A 19,811-nucleotide genomic window follows, 5' to 3' on the forward strand; every position below is an offset into this window, starting at 1 on the left:
GCAAATTGAAACGCTTGTGTAACTTTTCAGCGACCTGATTTGGGGCGAGCTTCACCGCCTGGGCACCGTACCCTTTGTGCTGATGATGGGTATCAATCATCAGTTGATCGATGAATATCTCATCCGGTCTGCCGTCCCGTGATTTGGGTAATACTGTATAAACCCTACAGCCTCATCATCTGCGTACACAGCCCTATTGACATAGCGATGTTGACCATCATTGCCTCGATGCGGGCTCGCGCAAAGCACATGGGTATTGGAAGTCAACTTGTGCTGAATAAAACCCGATGAATGATCCTCCCCCACCCGGATACTCTGATCAAACCCGTGAGCCATCGGATCTCGATATTCATCCTGCAAATAACTCTTTCCTTAAATTGAACTCTTAGCCCCGGGCTATGAGATGCCGCTGGCTTGCCTTGATGCTGATTTTTGTTTCGAACACAAGCAGGTCGCTTGCTTCTTTGCTCTACATCTTCTTCGTGGGCGTAATTTCTAAACTAGCCTAGCAGCCTCCCCTTGCTCGGTGCTCTGCGTCGCTAGACGTTTATTCATCACTAAAACTGTACAAAGTAATGAAACGACAAGAATACCCATAGCAGCCCATGCCATTGAGCCTGTACCCGCTCTATCGAGCAGGACGCCCCCAACGACGCCACCGGTCGTAACCGCGGCATTCCAGCATGTTGTGTACATGGATTGCGCAATGTCGATGGATCCTTTTGCGAAGCGGGACAGCGCCGTTTGGGTGATCGTAGCAAATCCACCGAAGGACATACCCCAGAGGAAAGTCGAGAGCAGAACGATCTGAGGTACGCCCCCCCAAATGCCCATTAACAGCGAAGCGAGGATAAATGTCGATATGCTAGTTACGGTGAGTCGCTGCAGTTGGCGATCAACCTGTGCACCAACAATTCCAAGACCGATGATAGAGCCGGCTCCAAATATGAACAGTACAACATCCACCACGCCGGCCAGTTCGGCATGCTGAAGAAAGGGTTCGATGTATATGTAAATGACATTGTGCGCAACAACAACTGCGAAAACCACGAATAACACTGAACGAATTCCGCTCATTAGGAAGACACCAGCAATTGTTTGCCTTTGTTCTTTGCTGGAGCCTGGAATGTTTGGAACTATGACCACAATCCAGATGTTGAGGACCAGCGCAAGCGCACTCATTAGCGCGAAAGATCCTTGCCAACCAATAGTCCGACCTATAAGGGAGCCGATTGGCACTCCGAGTACCAGCGCTATCGTTGCACCGGCACCGGCGATAGCAATCGCGCGGCCGCTAAGATGCGATGGCGAAATGCGCACCGCATATCCAGCCAGCAAAGACCACACGATGCCTCCAAAAACGCCGGCGAAAAAACGAGCGATCAAGGCAATCACATAGCTGTCAGTCACCGCGACGACTAGATTGACCACGCTAAACCCCGTTATCGCAAACAATAGCAATGGGCGGCGTTGTAGTCCTTGCGTCAGGGTTGTCATTGGAACAGCTGAGACCAGAGCGCCTGCTGCGTAAGCGGTTATGAATTGTCCCGCAAAACTCTGTGTTACCCCCAACCCCTCTGCAATGGGTAAGAGTAAACCCGCGGGCATGATCTCGGTCAGCAGCGTGATAAAGGCGGCCATCGCCAAGGCCAATAAGGCACCTATCGGTAGTGTTCCCGTGGTTCCACTTGTGGTATTTGTTGCCACCTTCGCCCCCCTTGATGTCGGGCGCGCCGTTAGCGCGCAGAAGATGTCGACAGTGTGCGACACGCACGCACAGGTAAAAAACGGGCTACCGTTCAAAAGACTTATGACTCACTAGTCATCAATTGGGATCTGTATGGAAAATCTTGGCGCACTGGGCGTGTTCGTTCGCGCGGGTGAAGCTCGTAGTTTTACCGCTGCGGGCAAACAACTTGGCATCTCGGCATCCGCTGTCAGCAAAGCCATCGTGCGCTTGGAAGCCCGATTAGGCGTGCGGCTGTTTCACCGTTCCACTCGCACAGTCAACTTGACTCCGGAGGGTCAGCTTTTTCTGGACCGTTGCCGCCGCATCCTCTGCGAAGTGGAGTCGGCCGAAGCAGAGCTACTGCAAACCCAGGCCGCCCCAACGGGCAAGCTGCGCATCAGCCTTCCTTCAGTAGGTACGGTGTTCATGCCTAAGCTAGCTGAATTCAAGCGGCGCTATCGCGATGTCGAGCTCGACATCGACTACACGGATCGCGTGGTGGACCTCATCGAGGAAGGCTTTGACGCAGTGATCCGAACCGGCGAACCGGCAGATTCACGTCTGATGGCGCGGAGACTTGGCGCTTGCCGCAAAGTGATCGTAGGCTCACCAGCATACTTTGACCAGTCCGGCACCCCAAGTAAACCGGACGATCTGACCAATCATGAATGCCTGTTCTACCGCTTCCCCAGCACTGGTAAATTAGATGTTTGGCCGTTGTGGAATGCGGGAGAAGTACCACATAACGATTTATCTGCGAGCATGGTAACCAATACCCTCGACCCACAAGTGTGTTTCGCCGAACAAGGCCTGGGAATCGCTTGCCTTCCGGAGATTGCCGTGCGCAAGCAGCTGCAGATGGGCAGCTTGGTTACTGTCCTGGAGGACCACAACCGCGACAACATGGTTTTTCACGTATTGTGGCCTTCAAGCCGCCATCTCTCATCGAAAATCCGAGCCTTCGTTGACTTCAGTGTAGAAAACCTATTTCCACTATAGGTTCCGCAGTTTCACTGGTACAGGGCGCTACGAACAGGGTCTCGAACCCTGAGCTTCGCTTTAGGACGAATTCGCACCGTCATACCGAGCACGAGCGGCATCCAGTTCTGGGAAGTGATACTCAGCCCAGCGATCGAGGGAAGCGAGGGTGTCGACCAGTGATAATGCCAGGGTGGTAAGCCGATATTCGACGTGGAGCATCTTTCCAGAGTGCTCCAATCGCTCAATCAAGCCGTTGCGCTCAAGTTGCCTTAACGATTGAGTAAGAACCTTCTGCGAAACGCCTTCGATACGCCGTAGGAGCTCGCCATTTCGCATCGGCCGATGAGCAAGCGCCGGAAGGATGAGCATCACCCACTTCCCTGAGATCAGCTCAAGCGCATCGCGAGCTGAGCATTTTTTGGAGTAGACATCACCGGGGAAAGCCACTGTAGTTACCTCAAGGTACGTAGTTGTTTAAGAAAAAAATCGGGTACACCATCACGGCATTTGGAGGGCCCGAGCCATGCGCGCATTGATCGTTTTAGCACATCCTGAGAAACAATCGTTTAACGCCCACCTTGCCGAAAAGGCGCGGCAAGCTTGGTTGGAGCGAGGACATCAGGCCGTTATCATCGACCTGTATGAGGAAAACTTCGACCCTCGCGAAGGTAGCTGGCATTACCAAGCGAGAAAAGACTTTGGCAAGTTCGACCCCATGCAAGAGCAGCGCCATCACTGGCAACTTAATCAACTACCTACGGAAATAGAACGACATGTTCAACTACTTTTCCAAGCGGACGCGTTAATTATTCAATTCCCGTTCTGGTGGTTTAGTGCCCCAGCGATCCTCAAGGGCTGGATGGATCGCGTATTTGTATATGGAGGCCTGTACAAGAGTGCAATGCGCCATGCAAACGGCGCGATGCAGGGTAAAAGAGCATTGCTTGCCTCTACGGCTGGGTCATCGATGCAAGCCTGCGCACCAAATGGGCGAGATGGCGATATGCGTCTTATGCTATGGCCTATCATGTATGCACTTCACTATGTTGGCTTTGATGTCCTAGAGCCCCATCTAATCCATGGTGTCCGGGGCGGGCTGGCGGCAGACGAAGCACTTCAACAGCAGGACCAATTAATACAACGGGTGCTTGAATATCAAAAGAAGCTAGCATGCTGGCAAGATTGGCCCCTGGTGAGGTTTAACCAAGACGAGGATTTTACGGAGGAGCAAGTCCTGAGACAGGGTGCACCAGTCTATAGTCCGTTTGTTCGGCACACTGATTGGACTTAAGTTACGTTAGCTATCTCGATGCTTACCTATCTCCCGCGACATTAGTCGCCTTGAACCGCCGGGGCAATCTGTTGCCCCGGCCCAACCTGTGTAGGAGGCCCTGATCGCTCAGCGAATACCAGTTCTGCAGCAAGTGAATGCGTAGCATGGTTTCCAATGGATAAGGTTTACGACCACCACCGGCCTTTGGATAGTGAGTCTCGATCAACGCGACCCGACCTGCTCCATCTCGGCCAAGAAACGCTCACGACAGGTTTGCTTGGGCTTAGCGGCGTACTCAAACTCGGAAAAGCTCAGCTGACTCTTGGGCAAGGCTTGTCAGGGGCTGGTTGAACGGTGGTGCTATTTCAGCACAGGTCGGGCGACCGACGCTGACTTGATCGGAGAATCCTAAACGGGGTTTTAAACAAAAACTAACAGTGTTAGTCTTCCAGCTCCCTGCACCCCCTTAGCTTAGGAATACCATCCAGTTCTCCCATTTATGGTCTTGTCAATTACCGACAGATATCAGTCCTGTGTTCAGGTCTACAAGCAAAACGATGAGGGGGCCCAACACCGAAATCCGCGCTCGCAGCCACCGGCCTGGCGCTCGCCAGCGCCAATCTTGCCCAGGCTGCACAGATCTTCGGTGCCGTTGGGCTACAGCTCAAAAGAGATGACATACCGTGCATTGATCACGCTGATTACTTTCTAGTGGCGCACATGCTTAGTTGGTAAAAACCGTTTCATGTAATCGTCACTAGATTTTTACGCTCTCCCGCCTGACTCAGGCGACGCTCTCCTTGGACCCTCCCACAATGCCAAGCATCAGTCAGAACCCTCACAGCCTGCCGGAACATATTCAACAGAGCGTCAAACAGCAGTGGCTGGCGATTCTCTCGGTCGCCGTGGGTGCCTTCGCCTTGGTTACCAGTGAGTTTCTCCCGGTGGGCGTCCTCAACGATGTCGCCAGCGACCTCGGCATCAGTGCAGGCCAAGCCGGCCTAATGGTTACCCTGCCCGGCATCATGGCCGCCATCGCCGCCCCTTTGTTGTCTGTGGGGATTGGCGCTTTGGATCGTCGCTATCTGCTTATCGGCCTCACGCTGGTCATGATCATCGCCAACTCGGTGGTCGCCTACGCGGCCGACCTCAGCTTGCTGCTGTTCGGACGCGTGCTGCTGGGCATCAGCATCGGCGGGTTCTGGGCCACTGCCATTGCTCTCAGCGGTCGCCTGGCACCTGATGGCATGGGGGCCGCCAAGGCCAACTCAATCATCATGGCCGGTGTAACCCTGGCCACCATTCTCGGCGTGCCCGTAGGTGCTTGGCTGAGTAGCCTGATGGGGTGGCGCATGACCTTCGTGGTGACCGCACTAGTAGGTGTGCCGGTGCTGCTGGCGCAGATATTCCTACTGCCGCGGCTGCTCCCGGAAAAGGCCATTCGCATCACCGACCTGCCGGCATTATTTATCAACCCACTAGCTCGGGTTGGATTGATCGCAGTGCTGCTGATTGGCCTGGCACATTTTGCCGCGTACACCTATGTCACACCGTTCTTCAAACAAAGCGTCGGCTTCGATGGGCCAACGATTGGCTCACTCCTGCTGCTCTATGGGGTGGCCGGATTCATTGGCAACATTTTTGCCGGCTTCGCCGCCAACCGAAGCGTACGTCACACCTTGCTGCTGGTGACGTTGATGATTGCTGTCAGCACCGCCCTGTTTCCCCACTTCGCCACCGGCAAGATCGGTGCGGCGATGTTGATCGTGCTGTGGGGCTTCGCCTTTGGCGCGTTCCCGGCTTGCGCCAATATCTGGATGTTCGTGGTGGCACCCAATGATGTCGAACGTGGTATGCCACTGCTCGTCGCCATGTTCCAGGTGATTATTGCTTTGGGCTCGTTCTTCGGCGGACAGATCGTCGACCAGCTAGGCAGCTCGGTGCTATTGACTTTAGCCACAGCCCTGCTGTGCTGCGGTTTTGCCACGGTGCTTGTGCTGGGGCGCAACGTCGGTAATAGCCTGGTGGTTCAGCGCTGACAGCTAACCAAAATTACCTAGGGCATGCTTGAATTGCCCAAAGTGGCGCGGATGCCATCGAAAGGCTGACTGGATGCAACCGGCCAAAAGCGCACATTTAGCCCTATGTCCCACTCATCAATAATGTTTGTTCTAGTAAAGCGAAAATTAATGCGTTTATGTTTGATCAATACTTGACCGATGGGAACTGACTATCGACGGTGATGCTTTCATCTCGCCCAATGGCAAACTACTGCCTGTTCGGCACCACGGCTTGCCCGCCATGCTGAAAATCTCCCAAGCGCTAGAAGAGCAAGCAGGCAATAGGCTCATGGAACGGTGGAACGGTGAGGGAGCGGCGCCCGTGCTGGCTCATGACGGCGAGGTCTTGCTCATGGAGCGCGCGAGCGGCGCGGACTCGCTTACGCACATGGTGAGCAGCGGCCAGGACGACGAGGCTACTCGCATTCTCTGTGCTGTGGCTGGCCGCTTACACATACCACGCGAAAAACCGGCTCCTGATTTAGTACCACTGGTGCAACGATTCGAAGCCCTGTGGAGCATAGCAGCAACACACCGAGGGATCTTTGGACAATGCGCAAAAACCGCTCGCGAACTCTTGAGCGCGCCACGCGATGTCAGAGTACTGCATGGTGACATCCACCACGGCAATGTGTTGGACTTCGGACCTAAGGGATGGCTCGCTATCGATCCTAAGGGACTGTATGGTGATCGCGGCTTCGATTACGCGAATATTTTCTGCAATCCGGATAGCAAAAGCGCTTTGGCGCCAGGATGTTTCGCGCGCCGGATTGGCATCGTGACACAGGTCTCCGACATCGATTGCCACCGATTATTGCGATGGGTGCTCGCGTGGGCCGGGTTGTCAGCAGCCTGGATGGTCGAGGACGACATTGAGCCGGCCACCCCCCTCGGGGTGGCGAAGCTTGCAGCGTTGGCGCTTGGGTTGTAAGTCTTACGGTAGGGCAAGGCCAAAATTTTTTCTTTCAGCTTCGGGCAGTTGGTTTCTTTGGTGACAGGCAGCTACCGGCCGAGTAGCGACCACAGCGCATTAAGCCTGCTCCGCCCCTTGCCTTCCTACGCTGTGGGGACAGCGCCATGAATCATTAATGTGGAGTTATTTCCATGTGAGGACACGAACAGTCAAACGGTTTTAGAGCGCGCTTCGGAAAGAATGCACAACATCTCAAACATTAATGTTGCAGCATTGAGCGCGGTGATACCCGATGGATCGAGATCGGGTGCAACTTCTACTACGTCGCCACCGATAAGATTAAGTCCACGCATACCTCTAATCAGACGAAGAGCCTCACGCATCGAGATCCCTCCCGCTTCGGGCGTTCCAGTCCCAGGTGCATACGCTGGATCCAGACCGTCAACATCAAATGATATGTAGGTTTTACCATATCCCACAACTCGCCTAATTTCTTTCAATACACCGTCAACACCCAGCTCATCAAATTCATCAATAAAAATAACCCGCATGCCACATTCCAAACTGAAGTTCGGGGTACCAGAATGCTCCGATCCACGAATGCCGATTTGAATTGTACGCAGCGGATCTAGTAATCCATCCTCAACTGCACGTCGAAATGGCGCGCCATGGAAAAATCTTGATCCGTAGAGGCTGTCCCAAGTGTCGGTATGGGCATCGAAATGCACCATGCCTACTGGACCATCTTTTGCCAAGGCTTTGAAAATCGGATAAGTAATCGAATGATCGCCGCCAACAGTAAGGGGCATGATATTGCGCGCACAAATCTCTTGATAATAACGTTCAATGCAAGCATGAGCATCTTCGATATCATACATTCTATCGATGAAAACGTCACCAAGATCGCGAACCTTGCATAGATCAAAAGGAGCTATTCCAGAGAAATGACTTTTAGTACGCATCAGACATGACTGCTGCCTAACGCCTCGAGGTCCGAGTCGTGCACCAGGTCTAAAAGATGTACCGCCATCGAAGGGCACACCAATTAAGCCAATATGTACATCATCCAGAGACTCAGCCATGGGAGCCCGCATGAAGGATGCGATTTCATTAAATCGCGGTCGCTTTTGTGGGTCGTATAGTTCACCGCTAACTATGTCATTTTTCATCTTAAAGTCAGACATGTTTCCCTCTGGCGCAATCTAGAAGCGATTGTTTAATTAATAATCTCACGTATTTGATCCTTGCCACCCATTTACGCTCAGCAAATAGGGTACGGCTGCACCACCGCGACTTTAGCGCGCGTCTTTTTGGCTACGACAACCCTTTCGAGAAAGATTCAAGCCTAAAGTGGCGCAAGTTAACATCTCCCCATTTCGATTTGATTGTTCAGAAAATCTTGAACTATCCATCTTGGTGCTCGACGCCAAGCCTCCTGAAGGCTCGTACCCTGCCGAGATCAATTCGCATGCTCCCAACCTGCGATTGCCCATGGTAGTGACGCACACGCACGCCTACCCCACTTCACAGTTTTTACCTGCCAAGAGCTATGTCGTATATAATTTCATCACCCTACGCCAAGCTGAAATTCGGCTAATGGGGTAACTTTTCCAAATCGTTATGGGGAAACTCATGAAAGAGTCGCTATATAATCTCCGTCTTGTCAGAATTTTTCTAACGGTTGTTGACAACCGGGGATTTTCGGCATCCCAGCAAGACCTAAACATGTCCACATCCGCAATAAGCACCTATATGAACCAGCTAGAGTTACAGTTGGGCATGCAATTATGCAACCGTGGAAGAGCTGGTTTCAGCCTTACCAGCAAAGGGCAACTTGTATATGAAGAGGCTAAGAAGCTCGTCGGTCAGATCGACAACTTCGAGAATTATGTGACAGAACTCAAAGGTGAGTTGCGCGGCACTATCACTGTAGGGATTCTGGACTCAATGCTAACAGAGAACCAGCTCGACATACCTAAGCTTATCGGGAATTTTAGCCTTAAGAGCGATAAGATTCATGTTAACCTAAAGATATTAAGTCCGTTTGAGCTTCAGAAAGAAGTTCTTGAAGGCAAGATCGACCTTGCAATTGGATCGTTGCCAACAAAAATGAGCGGACTAAAGTACGCGCCACTTTACATTGAGCAACACTGGCTTTATTGCAGCGACCGCCACCCGCTCTACTCATTGAAGAACACTTCGACCGAAGACATAACAGAGTACGCCCTAATAAAGCGTGGATATTGGGCTAACTCTGAGGGCATACGCCATGGATTTACCCGTTATTCTGCTACCATCGACACAATGGAAGCCGAGCTCATCCTGATTTTATCTGGAAACTTCATAGGTTATCTTCCAGATCATTTAGCAAAACGCTGGGAAGATGAAGGCCGCCTACTTCGCATAATGCCTGAGAAGTTCGGATACACAGCAGAATTCTCACTAATAATCAAAAATGGTCGCTCAGGAGAGCCTCTAGTCCAAGCTTTCAAGGAAGAAATATACGACGCGTTTGGATTCTCCGAAAGACTCATCAAATCAAGGAGGCCGGCTCATTGAACCGCCGGTGCCGGTCAACCTACTGAGCGCAAGGCACGCTGCGCAACCAGGAACTGGCGCATGCCGTCACGGTTTGCGGCGGCGGGGCATTGTAGGAGATTGGATGGAAAGGGAGCATCGCTATTAGTTAGTTGGATCTGTTCGCATCGCTTCATTTTATCGGTGGTGCGCATGAGTGTCCGCGAGATCCAACGCACAGGTGGACTACCCGGGCTTGTCCGCTGCCAACAAGAGAATTGGAGGTCGGCGCAGATGCCCTTGCAGTTCAGGTCTGCTGGCCGCTAGCTCCGGTTCGGGAGCGGGCTCACCTAAATGCAGTAGCTGAAACCCAGCTTGGAGTAAGGTATTCACATACGTGGCCACTGTTCGATGATATTTGAATACGCCATCGACAAACCAGCGCGTAGAGCGTATTGATTCGTCGCCGTAGCGATCAATCGGCCAATGGCCTAAATTTCCGCTCTCATCCGTGATCCACCCGATTGGGGCAGCGGTGCAAATAGGATGTTCAACAGAGAACACCAGGCGGCCGCCAGGCTTCAGCGCGCGATAGATCCGGTCAATAACCTGCACGTAATCAGCCACATAATGCAGTGCCATCGAAGACACCACCAGATTGAAAGAATCTTCGACTGGCACGAAATCTTCGATCGCAGCTTGGTGGTAACTGATCCAAGGGTCGTCCGTCAGTGCTCGGGCTTCTTTGATCATTCGAGCGGAAACGTCGACACCTGTGACAGTCGCCGCTCCGCGGCTACGGGCCAAGCGCGCGAAGTCTCCGAAGCCACAACCGATATCTAGCACGTGCAGATCGGAAAGTTGGGGCAGTTGTGCCTGCATTGCAGGTATCTCCAGGGCACCATTGAGCCCCGTATCGTTTTGTCGGAGTGCTTTGTATCCTTGGAAGAAGGTTTCGTTATCGTAGATGTTTTGTTTCATATATGTATCTGCGCGGCTTTAGCCTCAATTGAGATTGAGCGTAGGAACGCAGAAAGCATTCAAAATGCATCAGGTAAACATCCCTACGGTATGTTATCAATAATTTTTGCTTGATATTCTGAGGACTTCGTCTCCGAATGTGCCCTTGCGCGATTCTCCTTTTCTGAAAATGCGTTTTCTCTCGTCAGTCATCGAATCGTGATGCATACGGATGCGTAGTTATGTATGACTGGACGAAAGGTAAGTTTAATCATGAAATGATTTCCCTCAACGTGATGCCACTGCGAATTTATGCACCCAAGAGCGCGGGAAGAATGCCCTTTGTGGCCAAGGTGAGCGGAGCCGGGAGGTTGCGAAGATCGAACCACCCCATCTCACTGTGCTTTTCAGGCTCCAACAGTCGCGCAACCCCTGTGAACGCACTGGCGGTGTATACGGGCGCAATCCAATGCTCATTTTCGCTCTGGTCAATCTGATCTACTATGCCAACCAGGGCGATTTCTTTGAGCGCAAGCCCAACTTCTTCCAATATTTCTCGGCGTACTGCGTGCTCGATAGGCTCCATCCAATCCACTTTGCCGCCCGGCATACCCCAGTGTCCGGCTTCTGGAGCGCGCCGCCGCTGAAGTAGCAGAATCTTGCCATTTTCAATGATGGCTGCGCCGCAGCCAATGCGTGTCGTTTTACCCATATTCTCCCCCAGGAAAAATGTAGTGATTGAAACGGCCGAAATACGTTCTCTGCTGGAAGTCTCACGGAGATGATGTAATCAAAATCCCCGAGAAAATCATGTCAACAAGATCACTTGAATACCTCTCTTCCACAGGGGAGTGTGCAATCGACATTCGGTAGTAGATCGCCCCATAAATTGTATCAATCAGTATGTCAGGATCGACGTCTCGCCGAATTTCGCCGCGTTGCTTTGCTCTTTCAATGATCCCCTTTGCAGCAACTCGTCTCGGGTTGATCCATTTCTCCAGAAAAGCACGTTGCAAGCTGGCATCCATCTGCGCTGCTGCAAGGAGCTTCGACAACAGAACTCCCTTCGGGCCATGCATTTCGCTGATTAGATTTCCAGTCACCATCTTGAACGCATTGGTAATTCTGATTTCACGGTCATATTCCAACGAAGGCGCCAGATCTTTGAAAAATGCCTCCATAACGATTGCCCATGCATTGGGCCAGCGTCGATAGAGCGCAGCCTTTGAAACTCCACTTTTTTGAGCGATACGCTCAATAGTTGCCTTGCTGAGGTCATCCTCATAGGCAATTGTCAAGGCGGCTTTCAGAGCGGCAGCAGAAGCCTCCTCGCTACGTGGACGTCCAGCAGGTACCTTGCTGGATTGCGGGAATACCTGATTGTGCTGCATGTGTCTTATTCCCAAGTGAGCATAGCGGCAATATACGATACGACCCGTATCGTATCGTATACTATTTGTAAAACCTATGGAAGGCATCCCCAATGCCCAGCTGTCCCAGCCATTTGGTCGCCGAGCGCGGTGAAATCTATATCAAATGCTCCCTACAGCGCGGCGCCGATGCTGCGTAGCGAACGATGTCTCGCCTCATCGAGATCGTCAGCCCAACCAATGATCTTGCAGGCGAAATCCGGATCTCGTGCGAATGCGACTAACGCCTGGCGAATAGGTAGCTCATATTAAGTTCTGGCGTGTAGCGACGACCGAGAGCGGCACTGCTGATCGAAAACCGGTCTTTAAACCACTCGCACCCAAAATGAGGGAGATCGAACCAATAGGTAGGACGTCCCACATACAGCGGATCATTCCGCGAGAGTCGTTCTGTAAGCTGGAAGCCGCCCCAGAGTTGGATCTCAACTTTACGAGGCGCGATGTAAGCTTGACGTGCAATCACCCAGTCATCCCAGCGATCGCGCTCAGACTTACGGCGTTCAACACGGCCGTCAGACAAGTCGAAAGGTATGCATACGATGAAAGTGGTGAGTGCGGGATGTTTGGTTACGGCGTTTTCAAAGGAGTCCTTGAGCTGCCCTGCCTCGCTTCGCCGCTGCCAAGCTCGAAGAAATACCTGGCCTGCCATCCAGTTTCAGATCCACTGGGCTCGAATCGATAACATTCAAGTCCTGCGTCGGCTCCCGCGCCCTTGCGGTGGAACGGTACGCCTCCCTGAGACTCGAGCGAGGCAAATTGGCAGACGAGCTCTTCGAAACCGGCGTGCTGACTGCCGTGATGTGGTCGGATGGCTCGGAAATCGATCATTGATGCTACCATCGGCGGCCCTCAAATCAATTACGGAGCTTTACTAAGCTGCGGTAGTTGCTGCCACACAGGTGGCATCCGGCTTAATCATGTAAGGCGGGTTGGCTGGACTCTTGTCTTCCCATCCCCCTCAAATAGTTTCATGGGGGCACGTTGACATGCCGCCAGAGCTAAGGCGGAGATCGTCCCCTCCTCACGCATGGCCATTATTTGAGGCCCAACTCTCCAATTTACATTTTGTTGTCAAGCCTCCAACCAAATACTGGCCAAGAGCCATTCTCCACCTACGCTCACAGATTTAGCCGTGAGGTAGGAAGAATGTCGACGATTGAACAAGAGCCGGTAGTGATGGATGACTTTGAATCTTGGCTAAATGGTCGCCCAAAGTGGTTGCAGACTGCTGCACGCATGATGATTGATGCGAAGCGCCAGCTGAACGAAGGGGAAATCAAGGAGCTGTCTAGGCTCTGCCAGCTTGAGGCCAAAGGTCAACCTGACCCAGGCTTTCTGGGCATAGTGCCTGGCACACTGTCTCAAGCCGCAACCAGACCTCCAGTTAGGATTGACGAAATCCTCGATATACATGGTCTGAACGCCATCAAGGCTGGAGCCAATCTTCCGTTCGGCAGCTCGAACCTCGCCGTCATCTACGGCCAAAATGGCACTGGAAAGAGCGGGTTTGCACGGCTGCTGAAGCAGGTTTGCGGATCTCGTTCCAAGGACGAGATACGGAGCAATGTCTTCGATCCTATCCCCACGGAATGCCGTGCTCACTTCAAAGTCTCAGTGGACGGAAATTCTGTCGATGTCCACTGGGACATTCCAAGTGGCCCTCATAAGGCATTGAGGCAGGCTCAAGTCTTCGACAGTAAAGCCGCTCAGCAGTACATGGGACGGACTGAAGCTTGCTACGAGCCAAGCCGCATGAAGTTTGTGTCGGCGCTCATCACCACCGCAGACGCGGTAAACGCGGAGTTAACCAGGGAGAAGGAACGACTGAACGGAGCCCTCCCTGCCGTGCCTGGCTCCCTCTCCTCCACTGCCGAAGCTAAATGGTTGCAGACACTCAAAAGCACGACTACAGCGTCGAGCATAGACAAAGAGTGCCTTTACACCGTGGAGCTTGATCGTGAGCGAATCGAGAAAGAAGCACTTCTCGCCGAGAAGGATATTTCTGGCCGACTCCAGGCTATAGGCAAAGAAAAAACTGCACTGAGAAGCATCGAAATGACGATGTCGACCCTCCAGCTAGGATCGAACGATACAGCTGCGCTCGAGCTAGTCGACTTGAACGACAAAGCCGTGAAAGCACGAAAAGTCAGTGAAGAGGCTGCGACAGCTATTTTTGGGAAAGCAGAGCTTGAGGGTGTCGGCTCAGCAACCTGGCAGCAAATGTGGGAGCACGCTCGCGCGTATTCCACCGCCGCGGCTTATCCTGAGTCGGCTTTCCCAAATGTGTCACCTGAGTCACGCTGCGTGCTTTGCCATCAAGACCTCGACGATGCGGCAAAGGCACGGCTGGCTGGATTTGAAAAGTTTGTAACCGACGGCCTGGAAACAGCCGCAAAGAAAGCTGAAACAGCGCTAACCGAACGTAAGCGCCGTATCCCTGCCCTTCCTGCTCAAGCGGATTGGCTCCTCCATATGTCCACCCTGGGCTTTGAGAAGGCGGAAGCAGAATCTTGGCTCAGCTCGCTGAAGACACGATTGGAGCGGCTTGCGCAAGGTACTCCCCTTGTCGACCAGCAGCCTTTTGATTGGTTGAACATCAACGATGCGGTGAAGAAGAAATCCGTCACCTTGACTACTGAAGAAGCAAGTTTGGTCGCACTGCAGAATGATGAGCACCGTCAAGTCATGCATCAGCGAGTGCTGACGCTTCAGGCGAAACAATGGCTTTCGCAGAACAAGTCTTCTATCGTCGCCGAGAAGGACCGACTCACCGCAGTGGCATCCCTAGACAAAGCATCACGCTCGGCAGCGACGAATTCCCTGACAACTAAAAAGAATGAGCTAGCCAAGACCGAATTGGATGCAGGCTATCAGACTCGGTTTGTGAGCGAGCTGAAGCTCTTGGGAGGTCATCGTATTCCCGTATCACCGCAAAGCAAATCCGGGGGCAAGGGAAAAATCACCTTCGGCTTGAATCTCGTAGGTGCTCATGGCACTCATGGCCCAGAGTACATCCTGAGCGAGGGCGAGACACGAATAGCTGCACTCGCTGCATTCCTGGCTGATACAACGGGTTCCAATCAGTTGGCCCCTTTCATTTTCGACGACCCGATCTCATCACTTGACCAAGATTTCGAAGAAAAAGTCGTGGAGCGCCTGGTACAGCTATCACATACAAGACAGGTCATTATTTTTACCCACCGACTTTCGCTGGTTTCCCTAATAGATTCCGTCACAGACAAATTGTCCAAGACTCCCGGCATGCCTGCCGTAAAACCATCGCTCACCTCGCTTCGTAGGATGGATAAAACCGCCGGCATCGTGGCTACTCAAAGTGCCCGCGACGCAAAACCAGCCAACGCACTGAAAGGCCTGATCGACCACACGATCAAGCACCTGAAAAAGCATCAGGAAAACGCCGAAGTCGATAGCTATGAGGTACTCGCCAAGAGTGCTTGCAGCGATTTCAGAATCATCGTAGAGAAACAATCGAGTTCATTCTGCTGGCAGATGTCGTAGGGCGCTTCCGCCGCGCGATCAATACCCAGGGCAAGCTACATAAAGTTGCCAAGGTAACCACTGATGACTGCTCATTCATTGACGATTTGATGACCCGCTACTCCGTATTCGAGCATGCTCAATCAGAAGAACTGCCGAGCAGCGCGCTTGAGCTGGTGGTGTTTGAGGCTGATGTTACCGCGTTGCACAACTGGATAGCTGAGTTTTCGGCGCGTAAGTAAAAACGCTCATAGTCTGGCCAGAATCGGGCGTGCGAGCTGAGTCTGGTCAGGCTCTAGCATGACCGCATAATGCGGAGGCTATTTAATGGCTGCTGCTTGCTTTGGATCTTTCAAAGTCTCTTCACCCAACGCCAGCATCACACTAAGTAAAGTGAGACTGAATACCATGACAAGCGTACGAATTGCATGCTCAGCGTTCAACGAGTTCGGTTCGACCCAGTGCCAGACCATTAAAAATCCCAGTATAGCTCCTAAACCCGTTCTGCCTGCTGTCAAAAAACTCCCACCAATGTCACCTAAAAAAAGATGCACAGCGTCGAGCCAACGCTGATACCGAGCGGACATGAACCTCCACTTGTATTTAACAATTGCAGCCACCGCGAATGCTAAACATAGCCACGCGTAGTAGCCCATCAAAAAAGGTGCGGCGAGTAAAAGGTCCAGCATTGCCTTGAACTGTGCTGACGACTCTGAATTTAACAGAACTGGCACTCCTCCCAATGCGAAGGCGAGTGCCAGCTCCCGGGATGCCCTCGCAACAACGTGCAATTTTGGACGTATTTTTTTAACCTTGAACATGTCAATCCTCATCGTGCGTACTCGTTGGATCTGCGCTGGCTTTGCTCGGAGCAGCAACGATTAATGAACACCACTCAGCTTTTTCCCGCGACGATGACGACCCCAATCCGGTCTGCTAGATCTAGCACCGAGTCAAACACAGTCGAGTCTTCGATCAAGCTGCGCGACGCCCCTTGCGAATTAAGCGCACCGCCCGGAATCCTGTCACCGAACAGCACCACCGCGCGTCCCGAATCATCCTGTCGCGATACCCAAGACAGCCCTTGTACATCCGGGTATTGACGGTGAATCGCCTCAGCCCATTTGCGCGTTGCGGGGTATTGATCTTTCTCAGTGTCGATCAATTGCTTGCGAGTGACGCCCAATTTACGCAGGGGGACACTGGACAGATCAACCAGGTGCAGCGGCTGGCTAACCTGGACAGCTGAATGCACCTGCCCAACCAGCTTGACTTTGTCGAAACTCTTGAAGCCAGCGGTGTGGGGTACGTCATGAAAGACGGTCTCCATCAAGGCGCACTCAACTGTCGTGCCACCATACAAGGTAGGAATCGCCCGCCCCTGATCATCCTGAATGGGGCTGAAGCGTGCATTTCCATGCACGCCGGGATTGAATTGATCCGGCTGATATTTTTCCTGATGCACACGATGGAGAACGTCGCCCTTGGCAAGCACCGTGAGAGTCACGTGCAGCGTAGCCGCAGGCACCGGGGTGACGGACTCCGCCAAATCCGTGGCCGGTGTCGCCACACCCTCGCTGGACTCGGTACGCTGTTTAGCCATGGACAATGCCTTGGATCTCATCCAGTGCGGCAGCAATCACCCGCTCAGGCGCCGATGCCAGCAGGTCCTGGGGCCTTTTACCACCCAGAAAACTGTTATCTGACCGGAACCAGTAAGCCAGACCCCAGCCGTCCTTGTGGCCGCCGAAAGCCTCAATGACTTTGGCTAGTGCCTTGAACGGCCGATAGCCTGCGTCCGGATCCAAGCCGTAACCAGGGAAATAGTCGACCCCTCCGTGATTGATGGCAAAGATCTGCCCCTGCTTTTTCCATTTGTTGGGCTGGGCACTCGGGTTACGGGTACTCAACTGGGCCACCTGCGCAATATCTGCTGCGGTCAACCAATCACCGCTCTCCAACACGGCTTTGCGGGCTTGTACCAGCATCGCCGCTTCCTTGAGCAGGCGAGGAGAAGGCGGCTTGCGCGTCACAAACACCTCGGCCAGACGCTCCAGCGCCTTCGGGTCCTGGCGCTCCTGCAGCACCTCATACATCGAGGAGGCCACATGGGCAAAGTTTTCCGCCAACGCTTCAAATACGCCGAGCTTGATACGATCGAAAGACACGACCAGCACTCGATCCGCATGCGAGCGGCTCAAGCTAGCCCGAGCCTCCTTAGGTGTACCTACCAAGGTTGAGACGCCCGATTGCTCTGTAACGCTCATGGAAAATCTCCTCACCGGTTATCTGCATTATCCAATAGTAGCATATCCTTGATAACTCTAGCGCTGAGCTAACCGCATTCCTCATGGATGCATAGATAGGTTTGAGCTGAGCACGCCGTGTCGTTGATCAGCGCAATGACTCGGGAGCAAGAAGCTTCGCGGGGATCGATACCCTTCGCGTCCAGCTCGTACGCCGACGGATCCTCGATCAAGTTGCGTAACGCCTCCCTATGAAACGAGCGCCCCCCTTAGAAGCGCTCTCTCAACACCACTTTTCGTAGCAGCACACTGGCAAATGGGCGCATTGAGCAATACCCTGCCCGTACCGACCCAACGTTACGAGCTGAAACATGTCAGGGATTGCCATATTTGAAAGCCCACGTTGGCTACGAGATCTTCTTCGCTTCTTGCCGCTGAAGAGCCAATTCGTCCTCTCAGGCAACATTCGCGACCTGCAGGCGAGTGAAGTGGCGCCCGGCACAGTGACTGCGCAGAGCTTCAACCAAACCCTCTGTAATGCCCTGCTCGATGCCGGCTACACGCAGGTCATCGCCTGGGATCCCGTGTCCGGTTTCCGGGCAATCGACAAACCCGGTTCCGCCCCTGAAGCTGGCCAGACGTTGCTTCAGGAACTTGGCCTAACTCCGGTAAATGGCGCAGCCCCCGCAGGTATCGATCTGCTGGGCGCCACCTTGCCACGGCTGGTGGGCCGTGCTGGCGAACCTATCGCGCTGATCATCGATTTCGCCTCACGCCTGGTGGTTCGCAACGATTCCCTCAGCGCGGCTGAACACCAACTCTTCACCCAGGCCCTGGTGCAATCCCATCAGGCTCGCAGCCGTCCGGCCACGGAGCTGCGCAAACCGTTCTTCAATACCCTGCTCTGGCTGGTGGAAAAAGAAGGCGATTTGCCCGACTGGTTGCTGGTCGACAACCCGCGCCTGCGCCACATTCCCGTGTCCAAACCCGATCAATTGTCCCGCCGTGCATTGGCACCGGCCTTGCTCAGGGGGCTCAGTGGCAGCCAGGGCACCAGCGAAGTGGTCATGCATCAGGCTGTGGAAGCCTTAGTTCAGAACACCGAGGGGTTGCTACTGCTCGATCTCAGTGCCATTGCGCAACTGGCGCGGGTCGAGGGTGTAGCCATGGAGCAGATTGCCGATGCGGTGCGCCGCTATAAGATCGGTGTCACCGAGGACCCGTGGCTGAAGATCGACCGTCAGCGTATCCGGCATGCGGATGCGCTCGTCCACCAGCGAGTCAAAGGCCAGGAGCATGCGGTGACGCACATGCTCGACATCGTCAAGCGTGCGATGACAGGCGTCGGCGCCAGTCGCAAGGGCAACCGTCCACGGGGCGTAGCCTTTCTCGCGGGGCCGACCGGCGTGGGCAAGACCGAACTTGCCAAAACGATTACCAGCCTGCTGTTCGGCGACGAAAGTGCATATATCCGCTTCGACATGTCGGAATTCAGCGCCGAACATGCCGATCAACGCCTTATCGGCGCACCGCCCGGCTACGTCGGCTATGACGTCGGCGGTGAACTGACCAATGCTATCCGCGAGAAGCCGTTCAGCGTGGTGTTATTCGATGAAATCGAAAAAGCTCACCCAAGGATTCTCGACAAGTTCCTGCAGATCCTCGACGACGGAGTGCTGACTTCAGGCCGCGGTGATCGGGTGTACTTTTCGGAGGCCCTGATCGTGTTCACTTCCAACCTGGGGATCTATCGCCAGGGGGACAATGGCGAACGCGTTGCCAACGTCCTGCCGGGCGAAGCCTTCGAACAAGTCCAGGACAAGGTGCACAGCGAAATCGACCGATATTTCAAGCTGGTGCTCAACCGACCGGAAATCCTCAATCGAATCGGCGAGAACATCATCGTCTTCGACTTCATTCGCGAAGGTGTTGCAGTGCAGATCTTCGAACAGATGGTCAACGCCACCTTCGACGACCTGCAGGGACAGAACCTGTTTATCGAATTGGCCCCCCAGGCACGCCAGACACTGCACAACCTCTGTCTGCAGGACCTGTCCAACGGTGGCCGGGGCATCCGCAACCAGTTAGAGGCACGCCTGCTCAATCCCCTGTCGCGGGCACTGTTCGATCAGGACGCGCAATCGGGCGAGCACTTCACGATCACCGAGTTGGACATCACCGGACTGAAGATGGAACGTCGCTGA

Annotated in this window: 18 protein-coding genes and 1 pseudogene; 8 read left to right on the plus strand and 11 right to left on the minus strand. The window is 53.5% G+C overall.

From position 1 onward, the window contains the following. Positions 1-495: 495 nt before the first annotated feature. Positions 496-1,707 carry an MFS transporter gene (locus tag AAHK21_RS01985; protein WP_367856221.1) on the minus strand — a complete coding sequence of 404 codons (1,212 nt, stop codon included), beginning with the start codon at positions 1,705-1,707 and terminating at the stop codon, positions 496-498. A 133-nt stretch (positions 1,708-1,840) separates the two neighbouring features. Between AAHK21_RS01985 and AAHK21_RS01990 the strand changes: the two genes are divergently transcribed. Next, a complete protein-coding gene (locus AAHK21_RS01990; RefSeq protein ID WP_367856222.1) occupies positions 1,841-2,728 on the plus strand; it encodes a LysR family transcriptional regulator in 888 nt (295 codons plus the stop codon). Between the two features lie 60 nt (positions 2,729-2,788). Here the strand turns inward: AAHK21_RS01990 and AAHK21_RS01995 are convergent, their stop codons facing one another. Next, a complete protein-coding gene (locus AAHK21_RS01995; RefSeq protein WP_367856223.1) occupies positions 2,789-3,157 on the minus strand; it encodes a winged helix-turn-helix transcriptional regulator in 369 nt (122 codons plus the stop codon). A 76-nt stretch (positions 3,158-3,233) separates the two neighbouring features. Between AAHK21_RS01995 and AAHK21_RS02000 the strand changes: the two genes are divergently transcribed. Next, a complete protein-coding gene (locus AAHK21_RS02000; protein ID WP_367856224.1) occupies positions 3,234-4,001 on the plus strand; it encodes an NAD(P)H-dependent oxidoreductase in 768 nt (255 codons plus the stop codon). Between the two features lie 103 nt (positions 4,002-4,104). Here AAHK21_RS02000 and AAHK21_RS02005 read toward each other — a convergent pair. After that, positions 4,105-4,298, minus strand: a pseudogene (locus AAHK21_RS02005) (transposase); the annotation flags it as partial. Between the two features lie 500 nt (positions 4,299-4,798). Here AAHK21_RS02005 and AAHK21_RS02010 point away from each other — a divergent pair. Continuing rightward, positions 4,799-6,022 (plus strand): MFS transporter, encoded by a 1,224-nt coding sequence (locus AAHK21_RS02010; RefSeq protein WP_367856225.1) that lies wholly within the window; start codon positions 4,799-4,801, stop codon positions 6,020-6,022. Between the two features lie 211 nt (positions 6,023-6,233). Beyond that, positions 6,234-6,974, plus strand: coding sequence for an aminoglycoside phosphotransferase family protein (locus AAHK21_RS02015; protein WP_367858932.1), 741 nt, complete (start codon positions 6,234-6,236; stop codon positions 6,972-6,974). A 191-nt stretch (positions 6,975-7,165) separates the two neighbouring features. Here AAHK21_RS02015 and speB read toward each other — a convergent pair whose 3' ends face one another. Continuing rightward, positions 7,166-8,125: an agmatinase gene (gene speB / locus AAHK21_RS02020; RefSeq protein WP_367858933.1), complete on the minus strand. Its 960-nt coding sequence runs from the start codon at positions 8,123-8,125 to the stop codon at positions 7,166-7,168. Positions 8,126-8,588: 463 nt separating this feature from the next. Between speB and AAHK21_RS02025 the strand changes: the two genes are divergently transcribed. Beyond that, positions 8,589-9,515, plus strand: a complete 927-nt coding sequence (locus tag AAHK21_RS02025) for a LysR family transcriptional regulator (RefSeq protein WP_367856226.1) — start codon at positions 8,589-8,591, stop codon at positions 9,513-9,515. A 204-nt stretch (positions 9,516-9,719) separates the two neighbouring features. Here AAHK21_RS02025 and AAHK21_RS02030 read toward each other — a convergent pair whose 3' ends face one another. The 4 genes from AAHK21_RS02030 to AAHK21_RS02045 all read right to left on the minus strand — a co-directional run bounded on the left by AAHK21_RS02030 (position 9,720) and on the right by AAHK21_RS02045 (position 12,512). Beyond that, positions 9,720-10,454 carry a class I SAM-dependent methyltransferase gene (locus AAHK21_RS02030; RefSeq protein WP_367856227.1) on the minus strand — a complete coding sequence of 245 codons (735 nt, stop codon included), beginning with the start codon at positions 10,452-10,454 and terminating at the stop codon, positions 9,720-9,722. Positions 10,455-10,743: 289 nt separating this feature from the next. After that, positions 10,744-11,145 (minus strand): NUDIX domain-containing protein, encoded by a 402-nt coding sequence (locus tag AAHK21_RS02035; protein ID WP_367856228.1) that lies wholly within the window; start codon positions 11,143-11,145, stop codon positions 10,744-10,746. 61 nt (positions 11,146-11,206) lie between these two features. Further along, positions 11,207-11,824, minus strand: a complete 618-nt coding sequence (locus AAHK21_RS02040; RefSeq protein ID WP_367856229.1) for a TetR/AcrR family transcriptional regulator C-terminal ligand-binding domain-containing protein — start codon at positions 11,822-11,824, stop codon at positions 11,207-11,209. Positions 11,825-12,083: 259 nt separating this feature from the next. Then, positions 12,084-12,512 (minus strand): hypothetical protein, encoded by a 429-nt coding sequence (locus AAHK21_RS02045; RefSeq protein WP_367856230.1) that lies wholly within the window; start codon positions 12,510-12,512, stop codon positions 12,084-12,086. 497 nt (positions 12,513-13,009) lie between these two features. Here AAHK21_RS02045 and AAHK21_RS02050 point away from each other — a divergent pair, with 497 nt between their 5' ends. Then, positions 13,010-15,382, plus strand: a complete 2,373-nt coding sequence (locus AAHK21_RS02050; RefSeq protein WP_367856231.1) for a hypothetical protein — start codon at positions 13,010-13,012, stop codon at positions 15,380-15,382. An 89-nt stretch (positions 15,383-15,471) separates the two neighbouring features. Then, a complete protein-coding gene (locus AAHK21_RS02055) occupies positions 15,472-15,603 on the plus strand; it encodes a hypothetical protein (protein WP_367856232.1) in 132 nt (43 codons plus the stop codon). Positions 15,604-15,681: 78 nt separating this feature from the next. Here AAHK21_RS02055 and AAHK21_RS02060 read toward each other — a convergent pair whose 3' ends face one another. From AAHK21_RS02060 to AAHK21_RS02070, 3 genes are all read right to left on the minus strand, one after another. Then, positions 15,682-16,182, minus strand: coding sequence for a hypothetical protein (locus AAHK21_RS02060; RefSeq protein WP_367856233.1), 501 nt, complete (start codon positions 16,180-16,182; stop codon positions 15,682-15,684). Between the two features lie 74 nt (positions 16,183-16,256). Then, positions 16,257-16,964 carry an RES family NAD+ phosphorylase gene (locus AAHK21_RS02065; protein WP_367856234.1) on the minus strand — a complete coding sequence of 236 codons (708 nt, stop codon included), beginning with the start codon at positions 16,962-16,964 and terminating at the stop codon, positions 16,257-16,259. Then, complete coding sequence (locus tag AAHK21_RS02070; RefSeq protein WP_367856235.1) at positions 16,957-17,628, minus strand: hypothetical protein; 672 nt, start codon at positions 17,626-17,628, stop codon at positions 16,957-16,959. Before AAHK21_RS02070 ends, AAHK21_RS02065 begins: the two co-directional genes overlap by 8 nt. Positions 17,629-17,978: 350 nt before the next feature. Here AAHK21_RS02070 and AAHK21_RS02075 point away from each other — a divergent pair, with 350 nt between their 5' ends. Further along, complete coding sequence (locus tag AAHK21_RS02075) at positions 17,979-19,811, plus strand: AAA family ATPase (RefSeq protein WP_367856236.1); 1,833 nt, start codon at positions 17,979-17,981, stop codon at positions 19,809-19,811.

Origin of the sequence: Pseudomonas sp. TE50-2 (assembly GCF_040813665.1) — a bacterium.
GTDB classification, from domain to species: domain Bacteria; phylum Pseudomonadota; class Gammaproteobacteria; order Pseudomonadales; family Pseudomonadaceae; genus Aquipseudomonas; species Aquipseudomonas soli.

Bases quoted from the DNA above. Each gene is read 5' to 3' on its own strand.
- AAHK21_RS02035 (WP_367856228.1), bottom strand. From the start codon at position 11,145: ATGGGTAAAACGACACGCATTGGCTGCGGCGCAGCCATCATTGAAAAT.
- AAHK21_RS02010 (WP_367856225.1), top strand. From the start codon at position 4,799: ATGCCAAGCATCAGTCAGAACCCTCACAGCCTGCCGGAACATATTCAA.
- AAHK21_RS02025 (WP_367856226.1), top strand. From the start codon at position 8,589: ATGAAAGAGTCGCTATATAATCTCCGTCTTGTCAGAATTTTTCTAACG.
- AAHK21_RS02070 (WP_367856235.1), bottom strand. From the start codon at position 17,628: ATGAGCGTTACAGAGCAATCGGGCGTCTCAACCTTGGTAGGTACACCT.
- AAHK21_RS02000 (WP_367856224.1), top strand. From the start codon at position 3,234: ATGCGCGCATTGATCGTTTTAGCACATCCTGAGAAACAATCGTTTAAC.
- AAHK21_RS02055 (WP_367856232.1), top strand. From the start codon at position 15,472: ATGACCCGCTACTCCGTATTCGAGCATGCTCAATCAGAAGAACTGCCG.
- AAHK21_RS01990 (WP_367856222.1), top strand. From the start codon at position 1,841: ATGGAAAATCTTGGCGCACTGGGCGTGTTCGTTCGCGCGGGTGAAGCT.
- speB (WP_367858933.1), bottom strand. From the start codon at position 8,125: ATGAAAAATGACATAGTTAGCGGTGAACTATACGACCCACAAAAGCGA.
- AAHK21_RS02040 (WP_367856229.1), bottom strand. From the start codon at position 11,824: ATGCAGCACAATCAGGTATTCCCGCAATCCAGCAAGGTACCTGCTGGA.
- AAHK21_RS02060 (WP_367856233.1), bottom strand. From the start codon at position 16,182: ATGTTCAAGGTTAAAAAAATACGTCCAAAATTGCACGTTGTTGCGAGG.
- AAHK21_RS02045 (WP_367856230.1), bottom strand. From the start codon at position 12,512: ATGGCAGGCCAGGTATTTCTTCGAGCTTGGCAGCGGCGAAGCGAGGCA.
- AAHK21_RS02050 (WP_367856231.1), top strand. From the start codon at position 13,010: ATGTCGACGATTGAACAAGAGCCGGTAGTGATGGATGACTTTGAATCT.
- AAHK21_RS02030 (WP_367856227.1), bottom strand. From the start codon at position 10,454: ATGAAACAAAACATCTACGATAACGAAACCTTCTTCCAAGGATACAAA.
- AAHK21_RS02065 (WP_367856234.1), bottom strand. From the start codon at position 16,964: ATGGCTAAACAGCGTACCGAGTCCAGCGAGGGTGTGGCGACACCGGCC.
- AAHK21_RS02075 (WP_367856236.1), top strand. From the start codon at position 17,979: ATGTCAGGGATTGCCATATTTGAAAGCCCACGTTGGCTACGAGATCTT.